Source organism: Pseudomonas fluorescens (assembly GCF_902497775.2).
Taxonomy (GTDB): domain Bacteria; phylum Pseudomonadota; class Gammaproteobacteria; order Pseudomonadales; family Pseudomonadaceae; genus Aquipseudomonas; species Aquipseudomonas putida_F.
Genome location: NZ_OZ024668.1, coordinates 96,731 through 112,068, shown reverse-complemented (window position 1 = coordinate 112,068; position 15,338 = coordinate 96,731). Strand labels below are relative to the sequence as shown.

17 protein-coding genes are annotated in these 15,338 nt (G+C 61.9%); 9 read left to right on the top strand and 8 right to left on the bottom strand.

The window, feature by feature from the left end; genetic code table 11:
• Nucleotides 1-5: 5 nt before the first annotated feature.
• The gene (locus F8N82_RS00595; RefSeq protein WP_038998562.1) at nucleotides 6-821 is read left to right on the top strand and encodes a zinc-dependent peptidase; all 816 of its coding nucleotides are present in this window, start codon (nucleotides 6-8) and stop codon (nucleotides 819-821) included.
• 91 nt (nucleotides 822-912) lie between these two features.
• The gene (gene ppa, locus F8N82_RS00590; protein ID WP_038998561.1) at nucleotides 913-1,440 is read left to right on the top strand and encodes an inorganic diphosphatase; all 528 of its coding nucleotides are present in this window, start codon (nucleotides 913-915) and stop codon (nucleotides 1,438-1,440) included.
• Nucleotides 1,441-1,596: 156 nt separating this feature from the next.
• Here ppa and F8N82_RS00585 read toward each other — a convergent pair whose 3' ends face one another.
• Together F8N82_RS00585 and F8N82_RS00580 are read right to left on the bottom strand one after the other, a co-directional pair.
• On the bottom strand, nucleotides 1,597-1,863 hold the full coding sequence (locus F8N82_RS00585) for a DUF3077 domain-containing protein (RefSeq protein WP_038998560.1): 267 nt from the start codon (nucleotides 1,861-1,863) through the stop codon (nucleotides 1,597-1,599).
• Nucleotides 1,860-2,147, bottom strand: a complete 288-nt coding sequence (locus F8N82_RS00580) for a hypothetical protein (protein WP_038998559.1) — start codon at nucleotides 2,145-2,147, stop codon at nucleotides 1,860-1,862. The genes F8N82_RS00585 and F8N82_RS00580 overlap by 4 nt, the downstream gene beginning before the upstream one ends.
• A gap of 407 nt (nucleotides 2,148-2,554) precedes the next feature.
• Between F8N82_RS00580 and F8N82_RS00575 the strand changes: the two genes are divergently transcribed.
• The 4 genes from F8N82_RS00575 (at nucleotide 2,555) to F8N82_RS00560 (ending at nucleotide 5,459) form a co-directional block, all read left to right on the top strand.
• On the top strand, nucleotides 2,555-3,265 hold the full coding sequence (locus F8N82_RS00575; protein WP_038998558.1) for a LexA family transcriptional regulator: 711 nt from the start codon (nucleotides 2,555-2,557) through the stop codon (nucleotides 3,263-3,265).
• Between the two features lie 393 nt (nucleotides 3,266-3,658).
• Nucleotides 3,659-4,288, top strand: a complete 630-nt coding sequence (locus F8N82_RS00570; RefSeq protein ID WP_038998557.1) for a LysE family translocator — start codon at nucleotides 3,659-3,661, stop codon at nucleotides 4,286-4,288.
• Nucleotides 4,289-4,350: 62 nt separating this feature from the next.
• Complete coding sequence (locus tag F8N82_RS00565; protein WP_038998556.1) at nucleotides 4,351-4,782, top strand: Lrp/AsnC family transcriptional regulator; 432 nt, start codon at nucleotides 4,351-4,353, stop codon at nucleotides 4,780-4,782.
• A 62-nt stretch (nucleotides 4,783-4,844) separates the two neighbouring features.
• The gene (locus tag F8N82_RS00560) at nucleotides 4,845-5,459 is read left to right on the top strand and encodes a glutathione S-transferase family protein (RefSeq protein WP_038998555.1); all 615 of its coding nucleotides are present in this window, start codon (nucleotides 4,845-4,847) and stop codon (nucleotides 5,457-5,459) included.
• Here F8N82_RS00560 and F8N82_RS00555 read toward each other — a convergent pair.
• On the bottom strand, nucleotides 5,440-6,327 hold the full coding sequence (locus F8N82_RS00555; protein ID WP_038998554.1) for a LysR family transcriptional regulator: 888 nt from the start codon (nucleotides 6,325-6,327) through the stop codon (nucleotides 5,440-5,442). The two genes, F8N82_RS00560 and F8N82_RS00555, sit on opposite strands and share 20 nt — an antisense overlap.
• A 97-nt stretch (nucleotides 6,328-6,424) precedes the next feature.
• On the opposite strand from F8N82_RS00555, the gene F8N82_RS00550 reads away from it, so the two are divergent.
• A complete protein-coding gene (locus F8N82_RS00550) occupies nucleotides 6,425-7,327 on the top strand; it encodes a DMT family transporter (RefSeq protein ID WP_080764830.1) in 903 nt (300 codons plus the stop codon).
• Here the strand turns inward: F8N82_RS00550 and F8N82_RS00545 are convergent.
• The 5 genes from F8N82_RS00545 to F8N82_RS00525 are packed head-to-tail and all read right to left on the bottom strand — an operon-like array spanning nucleotide 7,286 to nucleotide 11,950.
• Nucleotides 7,286-7,594 (bottom strand): hypothetical protein, encoded by a 309-nt coding sequence (locus F8N82_RS00545; protein ID WP_038998551.1) that lies wholly within the window; start codon nucleotides 7,592-7,594, stop codon nucleotides 7,286-7,288. The two genes, F8N82_RS00550 and F8N82_RS00545, sit on opposite strands and share 42 nt — an antisense overlap.
• 58 nt (nucleotides 7,595-7,652) lie before the next feature.
• On the bottom strand, nucleotides 7,653-8,684 hold the full coding sequence (locus F8N82_RS00540) for a DUF6708 domain-containing protein (RefSeq protein WP_080764829.1): 1,032 nt from the start codon (nucleotides 8,682-8,684) through the stop codon (nucleotides 7,653-7,655).
• Between the two features lie 49 nt (nucleotides 8,685-8,733).
• Nucleotides 8,734-9,531 (bottom strand): nucleotidyltransferase domain-containing protein, encoded by a 798-nt coding sequence (locus F8N82_RS00535; RefSeq protein WP_038998550.1) that lies wholly within the window; start codon nucleotides 9,529-9,531, stop codon nucleotides 8,734-8,736.
• A gap of 13 nt (nucleotides 9,532-9,544) precedes the next feature.
• Complete coding sequence (locus F8N82_RS00530; protein ID WP_038998549.1) at nucleotides 9,545-10,750, bottom strand: RtcB family protein; 1,206 nt, start codon at nucleotides 10,748-10,750, stop codon at nucleotides 9,545-9,547.
• Nucleotides 10,751-10,804: 54 nt separating this feature from the next.
• Nucleotides 10,805-11,950, bottom strand: a complete 1,146-nt coding sequence (locus F8N82_RS00525; RefSeq protein WP_038998548.1) for a slipin family protein — start codon at nucleotides 11,948-11,950, stop codon at nucleotides 10,805-10,807.
• Nucleotides 11,951-12,547: 597 nt separating this feature from the next.
• Here F8N82_RS00525 and rtcR point away from each other — a divergent pair.
• On the top strand, nucleotides 12,548-14,140 hold the full coding sequence (rtcR, locus tag F8N82_RS00520) for an RNA repair transcriptional activator RtcR (RefSeq protein WP_038998547.1): 1,593 nt from the start codon (nucleotides 12,548-12,550) through the stop codon (nucleotides 14,138-14,140).
• A gap of 70 nt (nucleotides 14,141-14,210) precedes the next feature.
• Nucleotides 14,211-15,299 carry an alpha/beta hydrolase gene (locus tag F8N82_RS00515; RefSeq protein ID WP_038998546.1) on the top strand — a complete coding sequence of 363 codons (1,089 nt, stop codon included), beginning with the start codon at nucleotides 14,211-14,213 and terminating at the stop codon, nucleotides 15,297-15,299.
• Nucleotides 15,300-15,338 lie beyond the last annotated feature (39 nt).

The window sequence follows — 15,338 nt, the reverse complement described above, 5'->3', positions numbered from 1 at the left end:
GGCTTATGTGGTCGCTGAGCGCCTGGCGCCGTCGCCGCACCCTGGCCCGACACCCGCTCGACCCGCAGCGCTGGCAGCGGGTGCGCGAGCGCCTGCCGCTGCTCGATGGCCTCAGCGACGAAGAGGACCGGTGGCTGCGTGAAGCCTGTGTATTGTTCCTCGACAACAAGCACCTGACCGCCCTGCCCGGGGTCGAACTGGACGGCGAGCAACGCCTGTTTCTTGCCGCCCAGGCGCAACTGCCGCTGCTGCACCTTGGCGAGCTGAACTGGTACCAGGGTTTTCACGAAATCATCCTCTACCCCGACGACTTCGTGAGCCCCCAGCGCCATCGCGACGCCAGCGGCATCGAACACGAATGGGACGGCGAGCACAGCGGCGAAGCCTGGCAGCAGGGCCCGGTGATCCTGGCCTGGCCCGGCGTGCTGGCCAGCGGCGGCTGGGAAGGCTACAACCTGGTGATTCACGAACTTGCGCACAAGCTCGACATGCTCAATGGCGATGCCAATGGCCTACCGCCGCTGCACAACGATTTGCGCGTCAGCGACTGGGCCCAGGTCATGCAAGCGGCCTTTGACGACCTCAACGCCCAGCTCGACCGCACCCCCGACGCCGAGACTGCCATCGACCCTTATGCCGCGGAAAACCCGGCAGAATTCTTTGCCGTCACCAGCGAATACTTCTTCAGCGCCCCCGACCTGCTCAACGACGCCTACCCCGCGGTGTACCAGCAATTGCGCGGCTTTTACCGCCAGGACCCGCTGGCCCGCCTGCAGCAGTTGCAGCGCCACCACCCGCATTACCAGGACGCGCAGGACTGAGCCTGCCGGACATCCGGCCGGGCGTGGCAAGCGCGCTGGAATGTGCCTATAATCGCGACCAATTTTTGGCCAAACATGGGGGCACTGCCCAATGAGCTACAGCAAGATTCCGGCTGGCAAAGACCTGCCGAACGACATCTACGTCGCCATCGAGATTCCAGCCAACCACGCGCCGATCAAGTACGAGATCGACAAGGACAGCGACTGCCTGTTCGTTGACCGTTTCATGGCTACCCCGATGTTCTACCCGGCCAACTACGGCTACATCCCTAACACCCTGGCCGACGACGGTGATCCCCTCGACGTACTGGTTGTTACCCCGTACCCGGTAGCGCCAGGCTCGGTCATCCGCGCCCGTCCGGTCGGCATCCTGAACATGACCGACGACGGCGGCGGCGACGCCAAAGTCATCGCCGTACCGCACGACAAACTGTCGCAACTGTACGTCGACGTCAAAGAATACACCGACCTGCCTGCCCTGCTGATCCAGCAGATCGAGCACTTCTTCGCGAACTACAAAGATCTCGAGAAAGGCAAGTGGGTCAAGATCGAAGGCTGGGATGGCGCTGACGCCGCCCGCGCTGCGATCATCAAATCGGTTGCCGCTTACAAAGGCTAAGCAACCCTCAACAAAAAGCCCCGCACCTGCGGGGCTTTTTGTTTCAGGGCAAGAACACCCCATCACGGTGGGAGCGGGCTTGCCCCGCGATAGCTGACTGTCAGCCACATCGCATCGCGGGGCAAGCCCGCTCCCACAGCACAGGCAGCTACCTTCTTAAGCCCTATTCATTCCCAAACCCACATCATCAACAATCGCCTTGGCGAACCCGCTCAGATAAAAAGCGGCCCACATCATGTCGCCGTCTTCATCCATACCCCCCGCCCGGATCAGCTTGTGCACACATCCCAGCAGGGTTGAAGCCTGCTCCAGCGCGTAATCGCACGGCACGCCCGGCGTAATCCGAAACAGCCCCATGGGCAATTGCTGGCTGCTGATAAAGCTCGCGATACCTACCGTCTCGTCGTACGAATCCTTGCTCATGCCATTACTCCCTCTTCCACGGCCTGCAGCTTGCTCAACGCATGCTCGACCAGCGCCCTGGCCATCTCGGCCGAATGCAGCACATTCATCAGCATGCCCTGGCCGGGTGCATTGGCGTGGGCTCGGCAGAATTCGTCGGTAGTGTCGTGGATACCGCGCAGCAGTTCGCTGGCAAAGGCCAGGGAGTCAGGAGGGATCAGGTCGCTGTGGATGGAGAAGTAGGGGGTGGTGATGTTGTCGCGGGATATATCGGAATACGGTGGGTCGGGGACGATCTTCTTCATGACGTACCTCCTATATCTATCAGGAGCTACCTCCGCATCCCTCTCACAGGATTAGGGTGGCAGCCGTACGCGGGGTGAGAGACCGGTAGACATAGGAAACCCGGCCAGACCGAGGTCTGCCCGCGCACAGCTGCCATAACTAGCTGCTTCTACTATCTACTCGAGCTCTCACACCCGGTCGCCAACGTAGCGACCCGAGGAAACTAGCCCTGTAGCACCTTTATCACAACAGTGAAAAGGCAGCAGCATGCGTAGGATAGTTCCGAACGCCATCCAAGTGGATTTTTTTGCCAGGAAACCTCCTACGCAAGCCTAAGCAAACGCCTGTAAGCCAGCCATTTTCCCGCCTTGAAAATGAACTTCGCGTTTATAGCCTGGGCCGTGCAAGCCCACTAGACTCGGGCCTCATGAATACATCTGGTGATCGACTCAAAGCGCTCCTGAGCGAGTGCAACCTGTCCCCTTCCGACTTTGCCGCGCAGCGCAAGGTTACGCCGCAGCACGTCAACAACTGGTTCAAGCGCGGCGTGCCCCTGGCCCGGCTGGATGAAATCGCTGAACTGCTGTGCGTGCGCAGCCGCTGGCTGCGCAACGGCGAAGGCCCCAAACACCCCAACCCCTTGCCACGCCTCAACAGCCAGGCCGCCCGTCCCGGCGTCGAAGGCCCCGATGCTGGCCTGCTGGCGGCGCACAACCACAACGACATCCAGCTGCCGTTCTACAGCATCCAGGCCCGCCAGCTAAAACCCGTCGAAGACCGTTACCTGCGCCTGCCCCTGCGCGCCCTCGACTCTCTGGGCGTCGACCCGGGCGATGCCCTGTGCCTGAACATGCCCGGGCACAACATGTGCCCGCTGCTGCCGCGCGGCACCACCCTGGCCATCGATCGCAGCCTCACCCGCGTGGTCGAAGGTGAAATCTACGCCCTGCTGCACAACGGCCGCCTGCGCATCAACAGCCTCAGCCGCCGTGCCAATGGCGCCTTGCGCCTGCACAGCCAGGACAGCGACGAATACCCCACCGAAACCTACAGCCCGGCGCAACTCAAGACCCAGCACCTGGAAGTATTTGGCTGGGTGTTCTGGTGGGGGCATCTGCGCGACAGCCGCCCGGCCTGAGCGCCGCGGGTGATTTTTTGCTGGGCATCGCCGGCCAATCCCAGTATGCTACGCCGCACATTTAGCCCGACGGCCCAGCCCGTCCGCGGCCCTGGCGCGGCACTCCACAGCTTGCCCGCCACCTCCCGGCCCCAGCGCCGGAGCAACGATTTTAAGGCGGTTGCGGCTTACCAAAAATTAGCCAAGCCCGTCCCCGGAAGCCGGCCACAAGCCGGCTTTTTAATGCCTGCGATTCCCCACCGCTCGGCCACGTACTCGCCTACCCATTTTCAGCAACCAAGCCGCCGCCGCCTTAAATCCTTCCGTCATCCCCGTAGAAAACCTTCAATCCCACATTAACCAAGCGCACCTGCGGCTTTAGCCTTGAGTCACCGCTCACCGGAGGCTCCGCCCATGTTGCTGTTCCTGAAATCCCTGCTCATCGGCCTGTGCATCGCCGCCCCAGTCGGCCCGATTGGCTTGCTGTGCATTCAACGCAGCCTCGCCCAGGGCTGGCGCGCCGGGTTTGCCACTGGCTTGGGCGCGGCAACGGCGGATGCGATCTATGGATTTATCGGAGCACTGGGCATCAGCGCGTTAGTCGCAACGCTGGTGGGCTGGAAACCCTGGCTGTGCATGTTCGGCGGTGCTTTTCTGGCTTATGTGGGCTATCGAATCATCAGGTCTGAAGCCGCTTCGAACAGGTCATCCGGGGAGTACTTCAAACCGCTTAAGGCCTACTCCTCGACCTTGTTGCTGACCTTGTCCAACCCGATGACCATCCTGTCGTTCATTGCCATATTCGCCGCACTCAGCGATGGCGTCGGTGCTGGCCAAAGTAGCAAGTACAGCCTTGGTTTGATGGTCGCAGGCATCTTCCTCGGCTCCGCCGCTTGGTGGCTGGGGTTGAGCGGATTTTCGTCGCTGTTCGCCAGCAGGCTCTCAAATGCCAGGCTAAAGCTGATCAACATGCTTTGCGGCTCGACCATCACCCTGCTGGGTGCCTACCAGATCATCACCGGCGTTCTGCTGCGGGGCGGTTAATTTCAGATTGCTCAAGGCTTGCAAGTTTCACTACTGTCAGTGTTCTTGCAGAGGAGATCGACATGGACCGTATCGACAGCAAAATCCTCGCCGCTGTGCAGCGCTCGGGACGGATGTCCATCACCGAGCTGTCAGGCCATGCCGGGCTGTCGATTCCGGCCACCACCGAGCGCCTGCGCAAGCTCGAAGAGGCAGGGGTGATCAAGGGCTATGGCGCCCTGGTCGATCCAGTGAAACTTGGCTATGGTGTTTCTGCGGTGGTGGGCATGACCACCTTCAAGCCGGCCAAGGCCAAGTTGCTCGCCTTGCTTGAACAAATCCCTGAAGTGGTCGAGTGCCTGCATGTTACCGGCAACGACTCCTACCTGATCCGCCTCTATGCAAGGTCCATGGCCGACATCGAAAGCATCATCGCCAGGATCAACCCGTACGGGGAAACCCGCACCAGCATCGTGCTTTCCGAACCCATCGAGCGGCGCAACCTGGTGCCGTGAGGTACAGCGCCAATTTTCAACTACCTTCTACCCAGCCCGGATTTTTCTGAAATGGAGGCCTCATGAAACTGATCGGCATGCTCGACTCCCCTTACGTGCGCCGCGTTGCGGTATCGCTGGAGCTGTACGGCATCACCTTCGAGCACCAGAGCTTGTCGGTGTTTCGCAATTTTACCGAGTTCGCCGCGATCAACCCGGTGGTCAAGGCGCCGAGCCTGGTGCTGGACGACGGCACGGTGCTGATGGATTCGACGCTGATTCTGGACTACTTCGAAGCCCTCGCCGTGCCTGCCAAAAAGCTCATGCCGCAAGACGCGCTGGCGCGTGCCAGCGATTTGCAGGTGATCGGCCTGGCGCTGGCAGCCAGTGAGAAGTCGGTGCAGATTTACTACGAACACAACCTGCGCCCGCAGGAGAAACTGCACACGCCCTGGCTGGAGCGGGTGACCGGGCAGTTGCTGGCGGCGTATGCGCAGCTCGACGGTTTGCTTGCCGAACAGCCGACCAAATGCCCCAGCCTGCCCTTGAGCCAGGCAGAAATCAGCACGGCGGGGGCTTGGTCATTCACGCAATACGTATGCGCCGAGGTAGTTGCGGCCAGCGACTATCCGCATGTGCAGCGCCTGGCTCAGAAGATCGAAGCGCATCCGGCGATGCTCAAGTACCCGATCGAATAGCGCCGGGCGCCAACCCCTCGCGCAGCATCTGCACGAAGGCATCCCTTGCCGGATGCCTTCCTGCCTGGGCATGCCAGTAGAAGGCATTGCTGATGGCCTTGAGTTCGGCGAACTCATGGCCGCTCCAGCCGGCGCCCTTGCGGTATTGCTCGAAGATGCCCCGAGGCACCAGCGACACGCCGGCGCCCGCACTGACGCAACTGACGATGGCGCCATAGCTGGCAATGCCGACAATCGGCAGCTTTTGCCCCTGCTCAAGCAACCAGTGCTCCAACGCCGCACGATACGGGCAACCTTCCGGCCACATGAAAATGGTCTTGCCCTGCAGGTCTTCGGCGCTGCGGATCGCCCCCAGGGATTCGGGGGCGATCAGCACCAGGTCTTCCTGGTACATGGGCGTGCGCTTGAGCAATGGCCGCTCGACCTCGACCGCGACAATCGCCCCATCGAGGCGATGGTTGAGCACGTCATCGAGCAGTTGCGACCAGGTGCCCGTGCTCAGTTCCAGTGAAACCTGCGGGAAGCGCGCATGATACTCGGCCAGCAATCGCGGAAGCCGGCCACTGGCCGAGGACTCGATAGCGCCAATGCGCAAGCGTCCACTGGGCACGGCTTGTGGGCTCAAGGCTGCCTTGGACTCTTCGGCCAGGGCGAGCATTTTGCTGGCGTATTCGAGGAAGGTTTCCCCCGCCGGGCTGACCTTCAAGCCGCGCCCATGGCGAAAGAACAACGCCACGCCCAGCTCCTCTTCCAGCGCCTTGATCCGTGCGGTGATGTTCGACGGTACGTAGTGCAACACCTCGGCCGCACGAGCGATGCTGCCGGTATCGTAAACCGTCTTGAACATGCGAATCTGCATCAGCTCCATACATCACCCAAAGTGAACGATCAGCTCAGTATAAGTCGATTGTGGTGAGCAGAGGCCTTTCTGATACTGAAGCTCCCTGCCTCTGGAGCGACTTTCAATGCCACGCACCCACCCCCTGAAAATCGTCCTGGCGACACTGTTCGTGGTGATGTGCTGGGCGTACTCACCCGCCGGTATTCATATCGCCCTGCAAGGTTACGACCCAGGCCATCTGGCCCTGGCGCGGTTTATCGTGGCGTCGGTGTTCATGGCGATTGTCGCGCTGTGGCGCGGCATCAGCCTGCCGCAGCTCAAGGACCTGCCGCTGTTGATGCTGCTTGGGCTGTTCGCGGTGTTTTTGCATCATGTGGCGATTAATTTCGGCCAGCGCGGGATCAGTGCCGGGGCGTCCAGTGTGCTGGCGCAATCCACACCGTTGTTCAGCCTGTTGATAGCCTGTTTTGTCCTGCGCCAGAAGGTCAGTGCCTGGCACTGGGGCTGCCTGGTGCTGGGTATGCTCGGCGCAGCGATGGTCGTTGCAGGTGATCACGGAGTAGGAGCGCTCGACGCCCATGGCCTGCTGGTACTGTTGGCCGCGCTGTCTTGGAGTATCTACTTCACCCTGCAGAAACTGCACGGTCATCGTTACGACGGCCTGACCATGGTCAGCTACACCATCTGGGCCGGCACGGCACTGCTATTGGTGTACTTGCCAGGCCTGGCCGCTGCGGTGAGCGCCGCGCCGCTGCAGGCAAACCTGGCCGTGCTGATGCTGGGTGTATTTCCCAGCGCCCTGGCCTATCTGGGCTGGGCTTATGTGCTGAGCCACACTGAGGTCAGCCGGGCAACCATGGCGCTGTACCTGATCCCACCCTGCGCCATGCTGATCGCGGCCTTGCTGCTCGGTGAGCAACCTTCGCTGCTGGTGATAGCCGGCGCTGTGGTTGTGTTGATCAGTGTGCTGGCATTGAACGCGCCATCAAGGTTGCGTATTCAGCGGCCTGAACAACTGCACCAGTAGCCGGCCGAGCATATAGAGCAGCGGCGCGGCGAACAGCAGGCCGAACAGCACGATGTTCATCGCCTCACCCATGATGACCTGCGGATCACAACTGATCGGCCCGCTAGTGCCACGGCCCAGACGAATGCAACCGGATGTGGGGTTGGCCGTCCAGATCGCCGCCCCGATGCACAACCCGACCATCACTGAAAGCAGCAGCATCACCACCTGATCGCTGCCGCTTATCTGCAAACGTTGCCAGCGTTCTCGCAAGCGCAGTTTCAACATGCTGCCCTCTCAACCACGTCCTTGTTCATGCTCAATTCCTATGAATAACACCGAACGGTTAGGCCGGTTCGGCAAATTTCACCTTGAAGTAATCCAGCAGGTTCTGCCCACGGCGAAAGGCCTTGCGCACCTCGTCACTTTCTTTGAGTAGCGCCTCGCTGGGCCGCGCATGCTGGTCCACCGGCAAGGGTTTGGACCACTCCCGCACCGCTTTGGGAAACTTTGCTCTGGGGCGATTGTTAACCCAGTTGGAGAGATGGCACGGCAAGGTCCAGCCACCGAACGCCTGAACGAACAGAAAGCCAAACACATACTGCAGCCACGGAAAGTTGTCGCGATAGCCGATGCGGGCCATGTGGAAAAACGCCACCGTGCCCTCTTCGAACTCTTCTGACGGCGGTTCCGGCAAGGCTGCCGGGCCCTCTTCCATGTAGGCGCGAATCGCCTCCCATTCGGCCACTGCACCGCGCAGGCTGCCACAGGCCACGGTCAGCCACAGGACATTGCCGCTTGTGGCGTCACGCAGGCCGATCATCAGTTTGAACTCGGGCATCACCGCGTATTCGGTGACCAGTTGCCCGGCCGAGACACAGGCGATGACCTCTTCCCAGGGCACATACTGGGGTGCGACGCCCTTCTTCGGCACCATGGCCACTTCACGGCGCTGGCGATTGAAGCGGATCGGCGGCTGGACGCTGAGCTGGCGCACGGCCAGGCAAAATATGACCACGTACATCGACGCCAATAGCCCAATAAAACCCCAGATAGGCGGTGTTGCGAGAAAGTCGTAGACCCCCTCCCAGAACGGCTCACGCATACGCCGCACCCAGGCCCCGAGAAACGCCGTCATCACAAAGCAGCTCACCACAGCCATAACGGCGGCGATACCGCAGCGGGCCATGAATTCGAAGTTGCCCCGGCCGATACCGAAGTCCAGGTAAACCTCATTGGCATCACGATGCAAATGCCGGTAGCTGTAGGCTTCTACACCCGTGGGCAACGGCTTGGGCGACAGGTAGACGATCTGGGTACCGGAGACGTGTTCGAAGTCTCCGGCATGGGGGAGGCGCTGGTATTTACTGTCAGGCATGAAAACGTTTCGAGTCCTTTCGACAGGGAAGACACGCCAGGCGCGCTTCCTATGAATAACACCGCACAGTATCGCGCAAATAGTCATCCAGCAGTTGCGTATCACCGCGCAACCTCGGCAACGTCGGCGAGGTTTCAGCACGCAGCAACGCATTATCGATGAACTGGTGCAGCAACACCCGCCGAGGCCCGTAGTCAGCCTCGACCGCCTGGCGCTTGATACGCAGCAACTCATCGATCTCGGCGAGCATTTGCGGCTCGCTCAAGGTGCCCGCCAGCAGATCGGCAAAGGCCGTCGGCGGCATGCCCAGGCCCAGGTCGATCCAGCGCACGGCCAACAGCGAGCGCAGTACGTACAGGTACTTTTTGAAGCGCACCTGCGCGCCCTGGAGGAAGTCGCGGTGGTTCTTTTTCGCCATCGACAGGTAATGATGCCGCGCGGCCCTTGCGCTGTAGAACCTCAGCGCCAGCGCGCGCAGTGACTCCACCGCACCGGGCTCGGCACGATACACCAGCGGCGAACCGAGCCACTCAAGCAGGGTCGGGTTGGAGTTGCGCAGCAGCTTCAAGGTCTTGCGCAGTTCCCAGCCGCTGATGTCCAGCTCGTCGGTCAGTGGCCGTTCGATCACGTCGCGCGGCTCATCGACGCGCAGGTACCAGTCCTGGCGCGGCACGTAGATGAAGCGCACGTCGAAGTCGCTGTCGGTGGAGGCAAAGCCCCAGGCGCGGCTACCGGATTCGCAAGCGTAGAGCACGGTAACGTCGTGCTCGCGCTCGACCCGGCGCAACTCATCAAGCACCCACTCGCGCATGGCGCCCGGCAGTGGGTGACGGTCTTCCTTGTTCATGGTGTATCCCTTCCTATCCCTTTACGCACACTACCTGACGCAGGGTGTGCACCACTTCCACCAGCTCGCGTTGGGCTTGCATCACCGCGTCGATGTCCTTGTAGGCCATGGGGATCTCATCGATCACGTCCTTGTCCTTGCGGCATTCGACATGGGCAGTGGCGCGGCGCTGATCCTCGACGGTGAACGCCTGCTTGGCCCGGGTGCGGCTCATCACCCGCCCGGCACCGTGACTGCAGGAGCAGAACGCCTCTTCGTTGCCCAAGCCGCGAACGATGAAACTCTTCGCCCCCATGGAGCCAGGAATGATCCCTAGCTCACCCTTTTGGGCCGACACCGCGCCCTTGCGGGTGACCAGCACGTCGTGGCCAAAGTGATGCTCGCGCTGCACATAGTTGTGGTGGCAGTTGACCGCTTCGAGGTTGGCCTCGAAGGGTTTGCCAAGCACTTTGCGCGTCGCGGCGATCACCGCATGCATCATCAACGCACGGTTCTGCCGGGCGAAGTCCTGGGCCCATTCCACCGCTTCGACGTAGTCGGCAAAGTGCCGGCTGCCTTCTTCGAAATAGGCCAGGTTGCGGTCCGGCAGGTTGGCGATGTGCTGGCGCATATCAGCCTGGGCCAGTTCAATGAACAGGTTGCCGATGGCATTGCCAACCCCGCGCGAACCGCTGTGCAGCATGAACCAGACGCGGTTGGCTTCATCCAGGCACACCTCGATGAAATGATTGCCGCCGCCAAGGGTGCCCAGGTGCTGGCGGTTGTTGGTTTTCTCAAGCTTCGGGTACTTGTCGGTGATCGCCTTGAAGCGCGCCGCCAGGTCGTGCCAGGCATGGTCGGCCAGGCTCGGTACGCTGTCCCAGGCGCCCTGGTCGCGACGCCCGAAGGTCTTGCCGTGGGGCACGGCCTTTTCGATCGCCGAGCGCAGGCCGTGCAGGTTGTCCGGCAGGTCGCTGGCGGTCAGCGAGGTACGCGCAGCGATCATGCCGCAGCCGATGTCGACGCCGACCGCCGCCGGGATGATTGCGCCCAGGGTCGGGATCACGCTGCCGATGGTCGAGCCCTTGCCCAGGTGCACATCGGGCATCACCGCCAGGTGCTTGAAGATGAACGGCATCTTCGCGGTGTTCAGCAGTTGCTCACGGGCGCCCTCATCCACCGGGACGCCGTCGGTCCAGAGCTTGATCGGCTTGCCGCCGGCCACTTCAAGTATGTTCATTGTCGTATTTCCAGTTTTATCTGTTGCTGCCGGGCTGCTTGAGCCCGGCAAACCTCATCCGGCCTTGATGCTGACCAGACCATTCAACACCTGATCCAGGCCGCCGAACACCGAAATCCGGTCGATGCGCTCGGCTACCCGCTCCAGGGTTTCCAGTTCCTTCAGGCGCAGGGCCGTCGGGTTGTCTTCCATGACCTTGGCGGTGTTGAGCAGCGAACGGGTCGCCGAGGTCTCTTCACGGCGGCGGATGACGTTGGCTTGCGCCGCTTTCTCCGCCTCCACCACCTGCGCCAGCAAGGTTTTCATCTCGCCCGGGAGGATGATGTCGCGCACCCCCAGGCCGCTGACTTCGATGCCGCTACCGGCGAGTTTTTCCTGCAGGTACTGGCCGACCGAATCGTCGATCAACTGCTTGTTTTCCAGCAACTCATCGAGGGTGCGGGTGCCCACCGCCGCCCGCAGGCCGAACTGCACCTCGCGGTACAGATGCTCCAGCGGCTTGCTCAACTGCGCGAACGCACCGAGCACATCGCTGTAGCGCCAGTTGGCCGCAAGATTCAGGCGCAGGCTGACTTTGTCGCGGGTAAGGATTTCCTGCCCGCTGATTTCCATGGCCTGGATACGCATATCGACCATCTCGACGCTGACCTGACGGTTGAAGCGCCAGAAGCCGTACTGCCCGGCCCCGAGCAATTCGACCACCACGCCATCGACCTTGAGCACACCCACATGGAACGCAGGGACCGCCGCCAACAACGCCGCATCCAGCCCGGCCAGATTACGGCCACGCAGTTTCGGCTGGTTGAGCTGGGCCACCAGGGTGGCATCCAGGCGATAGGTCTGGCTCAGGTCGATGCGCTGCAGGGTCTGCGCGCTCTGGCCTTTCCAGTACAGCTGGCGGCTGCCGGGGGCCAACAACTCGACCAGGGCGCCGTCTTCAAAACGCAGGCCGGCTTCGTTTTCCGCCAGGTCCATGCGCTGGAAATACTGCTCGACCAGGGCCGGCTCGCTTTGGCGCAGGTAGCCGGCCAGGCGATGTTCGAACAGCGAAGTATTGAGGCTGAAGGTTTCTACCGTCAGCCGGTTGTGCAGGTCGAAACGCTTGTGCACGCCCGGCTCCAGGATCGACACAAAGTCGCCTTCGCAAAACAACAGGCCGCGTTCGTTCTTTTTCACGATAAAGCGTTTCAACAGTTTCATCTGGGTCATCCTGTGCAATTAAGTCCTTGGTGCCGGTGTTGCCAAAGAGCCGAGCGTTGCGGGCGTGGCCCGGAGGAGTCGGTTGCCGGGACGTCCTGTCCACTGACCGCGTCCTGCGGTCCGGCAACTGCCTTGCTCCGGGCCCGGCCGGCAAGCCGGGCAAATCGGCGGTGGGCGTGTACGCTCCTTGCGCACCTTGCAGCCTTCCCTGGCTACGCCCCACCGGCGGGTACAACATTCGAGATACCTTGGAGGGTATGAGAGGTTCGAGTCAGGCCTCGAGACCAGCGTCTCCGTGAGGAGCCACGCTAGCGACTGCTCGTTGCGGCGGCGGCATGCACGACACCAACACCTGGGGTGGGCTCGTGCACCGGCGGGGATGTAAACCCCGTCCCGTTGGCCTGCTTGGCGATGCGGTCGAGGAAGATATTGCGAGGGGCGTGCCAGGTTTTGAATTCAGAGCCGAATTAACTTTTAACTTATTGATTTATATAAGTTTTATTTTTAATTTTTTGATCTCTTGTATTTTTTTGGCCCACAGAAGACAAGATTTTTATATATCATCAGATACGTATTTATCTCTTGAGCTAAAACGACATGGACAAGCGTAGCGTCGCCATCGGCTTTCTTGGCACCACACTCGATCGCAACGGCAAAGGCGCGGCGCGCTGGCAACGCTGGCGACCGACCATCAGCCTGTGCCAGCAAGCGAGCATGCCGATCGATCGCCTGGAACTGATCCACGGCACCAGCGCCCGCGACCTGGGCCTGGCCGAGCGCATTCGCGACGACATCCAGAGCATCTCGCCACACACCGAGGTGCGCCTGCAGCCCCTGGTGCTGCGCAACCCCTGGGACTTCGAGGAGGTCTACGGCGCGCTGCACGATTTTGCCAGCGCCTACCCGTTCGACACCGAGCACGAGGACTACCTGGTGCACATCACCACCGGCACCCACGTCGCGCAGATCTGCTGGTTCCTGCTCACCGAAGCGCGCTACCTGCCGGCGCGACTGATCCAGACCTCGCCAGCGCGCGGCAAGGAAGACACCGCCGACCCGGCCGGCACCAGCACGCTGATTGACCTCGACCTGTCGCGCTACGATCACATCGCCTCGCGCTTTCAACGCGAGCAGGCCGACAGCCTGAATTTTCTCAAGGCCGGCATCGCCACCCGCAACGCCGCCTTCAACCGCTCCATCGAGCAGATCGAGCGAGTGGCCTTGCGCTCGCGGGCGCCGATGCTGCTGGTCGGCCCGACCGGCGCCGGCAAGTCCTTCCTGGCCCGGCGCATCTATGAGCTCAAGCGCGGTCGCCATCAGCTGGAGGGGCGCTTTGTCGAGGTGAACTGCGCCACCTTGCGCGGCGACGGCGCCATGTCGACGTTGTTTGGCCATAGCAAAGGCGCCTTCACCGGCGCCCAGAACGCCCGCGAAGGCTTGCTACGCGCAGCCGACGGCGGCATGTTGTTCCTCGATGAAATCGGCGAACTGGGCGCCGACGAACAGGCCATGCTGCTCAAGGCCATCGAAGAAAAACGCTTCTTCCCGCTGGGCTCGGACCGTGAAGTCGAGAGCGACTTCCAACTGATCGCCGGCACCCACCGCGACCTGCGCAGCCGGGTTGCCGAAGGGCTGTTCCGCGAAGACCTGTACGCGCGCATCAACCTGTGGACCTTCGAGCTGCCGGGGTTGGCCGGGCGCCGCGAAGACATCGAGCCGAACATCGATTTCGAACTGCAGCGCCATGCCCGCGAACAGAACCGCCAGGTGCGCTTCAATCTCGAAGCCAAGCGCCGCTACCTGGCCTTTGCCAATTCGCCGCAGGCGCGCTGGGCCGGCAACTTTCGCGAGCTGTCGGCCTCGATCACGCGCATGGCCACCCTGGCCGACAGCGGGCGTATCGACGAAGTGCTGGTGCTGGAGGAAATCCAACGCCTGCAGCATGCCTGGGGCCTGGCCCAGGAGGCCGACCCGCTCGCGGCATTGCTCGGCGACAAGGCGCTGGACCAGTTCGACCGCCTGCAACTGCAAGCCGTGCTCAAGGCTTGCCGCAACGCCCGCACCTTGTCCGAAGCCGGGCGCCAGCTATTCGATGTGTCACGCCTGGAAAAGGACAAACCCAACGACGCCGACCGCCTGCGCAAATACCTGGCCCGTTTTGGCCTGGAGTGGAATCAACTCAAGGACTGAACAGGGTGCTAGAATCCGCGCCCTCTTCGGCCGCACCTGGCCGAGCACTACCGAAAAAGGACTCTCGGCCATGTCATTGCTGACAGCGACCCGCCTGCACCTCTGCTCCTTCGGCCTGCTGGCCAGCCTCAGCCTCACCGCCACCACCGCCTTCGCCGACGAAGCCACCGACCAGGCCCTGCACAAAGGCCGCTGGCAAGGCATGGCCGCCATGGCCAACCTGTACCTCAACGACGCTACCCCGGCCGAGTTCATGGATGCCGGTGACAAAGAAAAGAGCGAACACGACAACTATGCCGGCGCCCTGGCCTTCTACCTGACTGCCGCCCGCCTGGACCCGAAGAACGCCTTCGCCGCCTACCAGGCCGCTGCCGCACTGTCGTCCATGGACAGCCCGGAACTGGCCGCGCAATACCTCGACGAAGCCCGCGAGCGCGGCTTCTGGCAAGCAGTGATCCTCAAGGAAGACGACGAACTGGAGCCGATGAAAAACGACCCGGCCTACCAGAAGCTGCTGCAAGCCGCCGAGAAGAACTACCCGATCCAGGCCAAGGACGCCGGCCTCGCCGCGTTCAGCATCCCTGAAGGCAAGGCCCCGGCCGGCGGCTGGCCAGTGGTGGTGTGGCTGGCAGGCTTCGGCACCGAAGGCGTCAAGGGCACCAAGATGCGTGCCGACCTGGTGGGCGACAAGGCCGTACTGGTGGCCCTGAACGGCACCCTCAAGCGTGACGAGCATCAGTTCATGTGGCAGCAGCAGTCGGTCGAGCCGACCGAGCAAGCAGTGGCCGCAGCCCTGAAGAAACTGGAAAAAGACACCCGCATCGACCGCTCGAAAGTCGCCCTGATCGGTTTCTCGCAAGGCGCCGAACACGCCGCCCACCTGATCGCCCAGTACCCGCAAAACTACAGCGGTGCGGTGCTGCTGTCGCCTGGCGGCTTCAAGATCCCGTTCACCGTGCAAAAGGCCAAGGACAAGCGCCTGGTCGTGGTCCACGGCGCCCAGGAGCATGAAAGCAACCTGCAGCTGACCGCCACCACCGAAAAAGCCTTCGCCAGCAACAACAAGGTACAGAGCCACGAACACCCTGAAGGGCACACCTTCCAGGACGACTGGCGCAAAGCCTACCCGGGCTACCTGGATTACGCCCTGGGCCTGTAACGGTCGAATTAGACCTAGGTCGTAAGGCTGGGACTTGCA

Excerpts from the sequence above, each read along its gene's own strand:
- F8N82_RS00595 (WP_038998562.1), top strand. The coding sequence starts at position 6 with ATGTGGTCGCTGAGCGCCTGGCGCCGTCGCCGCACCCTGGCCCGACAC.
- ppa (WP_038998561.1), top strand. The coding sequence starts at position 913 with ATGAGCTACAGCAAGATTCCGGCTGGCAAAGACCTGCCGAACGACATC.
- F8N82_RS00585 (WP_038998560.1), bottom strand. The coding sequence starts at position 1,863 with ATGAGCAAGGATTCGTACGACGAGACGGTAGGTATCGCGAGCTTTATC.
- F8N82_RS00580 (WP_038998559.1), bottom strand. The coding sequence starts at position 2,147 with ATGAAGAAGATCGTCCCCGACCCACCGTATTCCGATATATCCCGCGAC.
- F8N82_RS00575 (WP_038998558.1), top strand. The coding sequence starts at position 2,555 with ATGAATACATCTGGTGATCGACTCAAAGCGCTCCTGAGCGAGTGCAAC.
- F8N82_RS00570 (WP_038998557.1), top strand. The coding sequence starts at position 3,659 with ATGTTGCTGTTCCTGAAATCCCTGCTCATCGGCCTGTGCATCGCCGCC.
- F8N82_RS00565 (WP_038998556.1), top strand. The coding sequence starts at position 4,351 with ATGGACCGTATCGACAGCAAAATCCTCGCCGCTGTGCAGCGCTCGGGA.
- F8N82_RS00560 (WP_038998555.1), top strand. The coding sequence starts at position 4,845 with ATGAAACTGATCGGCATGCTCGACTCCCCTTACGTGCGCCGCGTTGCG.
- F8N82_RS00555 (WP_038998554.1), bottom strand. The coding sequence starts at position 6,327 with ATGGAGCTGATGCAGATTCGCATGTTCAAGACGGTTTACGATACCGGC.
- F8N82_RS00550 (WP_080764830.1), top strand. The coding sequence starts at position 6,425 with ATGCCACGCACCCACCCCCTGAAAATCGTCCTGGCGACACTGTTCGTG.
- F8N82_RS00545 (WP_038998551.1), bottom strand. The coding sequence starts at position 7,594 with ATGTTGAAACTGCGCTTGCGAGAACGCTGGCAACGTTTGCAGATAAGC.
- F8N82_RS00540 (WP_080764829.1), bottom strand. The coding sequence starts at position 8,684 with ATGCCTGACAGTAAATACCAGCGCCTCCCCCATGCCGGAGACTTCGAA.
- F8N82_RS00535 (WP_038998550.1), bottom strand. The coding sequence starts at position 9,531 with ATGAACAAGGAAGACCGTCACCCACTGCCGGGCGCCATGCGCGAGTGG.
- F8N82_RS00530 (WP_038998549.1), bottom strand. The coding sequence starts at position 10,750 with ATGAACATACTTGAAGTGGCCGGCGGCAAGCCGATCAAGCTCTGGACC.
- F8N82_RS00525 (WP_038998548.1), bottom strand. The coding sequence starts at position 11,950 with ATGAAACTGTTGAAACGCTTTATCGTGAAAAAGAACGAACGCGGCCTG.
- rtcR (WP_038998547.1), top strand. The coding sequence starts at position 12,548 with ATGGACAAGCGTAGCGTCGCCATCGGCTTTCTTGGCACCACACTCGAT.
- F8N82_RS00515 (WP_038998546.1), top strand. The coding sequence starts at position 14,211 with ATGTCATTGCTGACAGCGACCCGCCTGCACCTCTGCTCCTTCGGCCTG.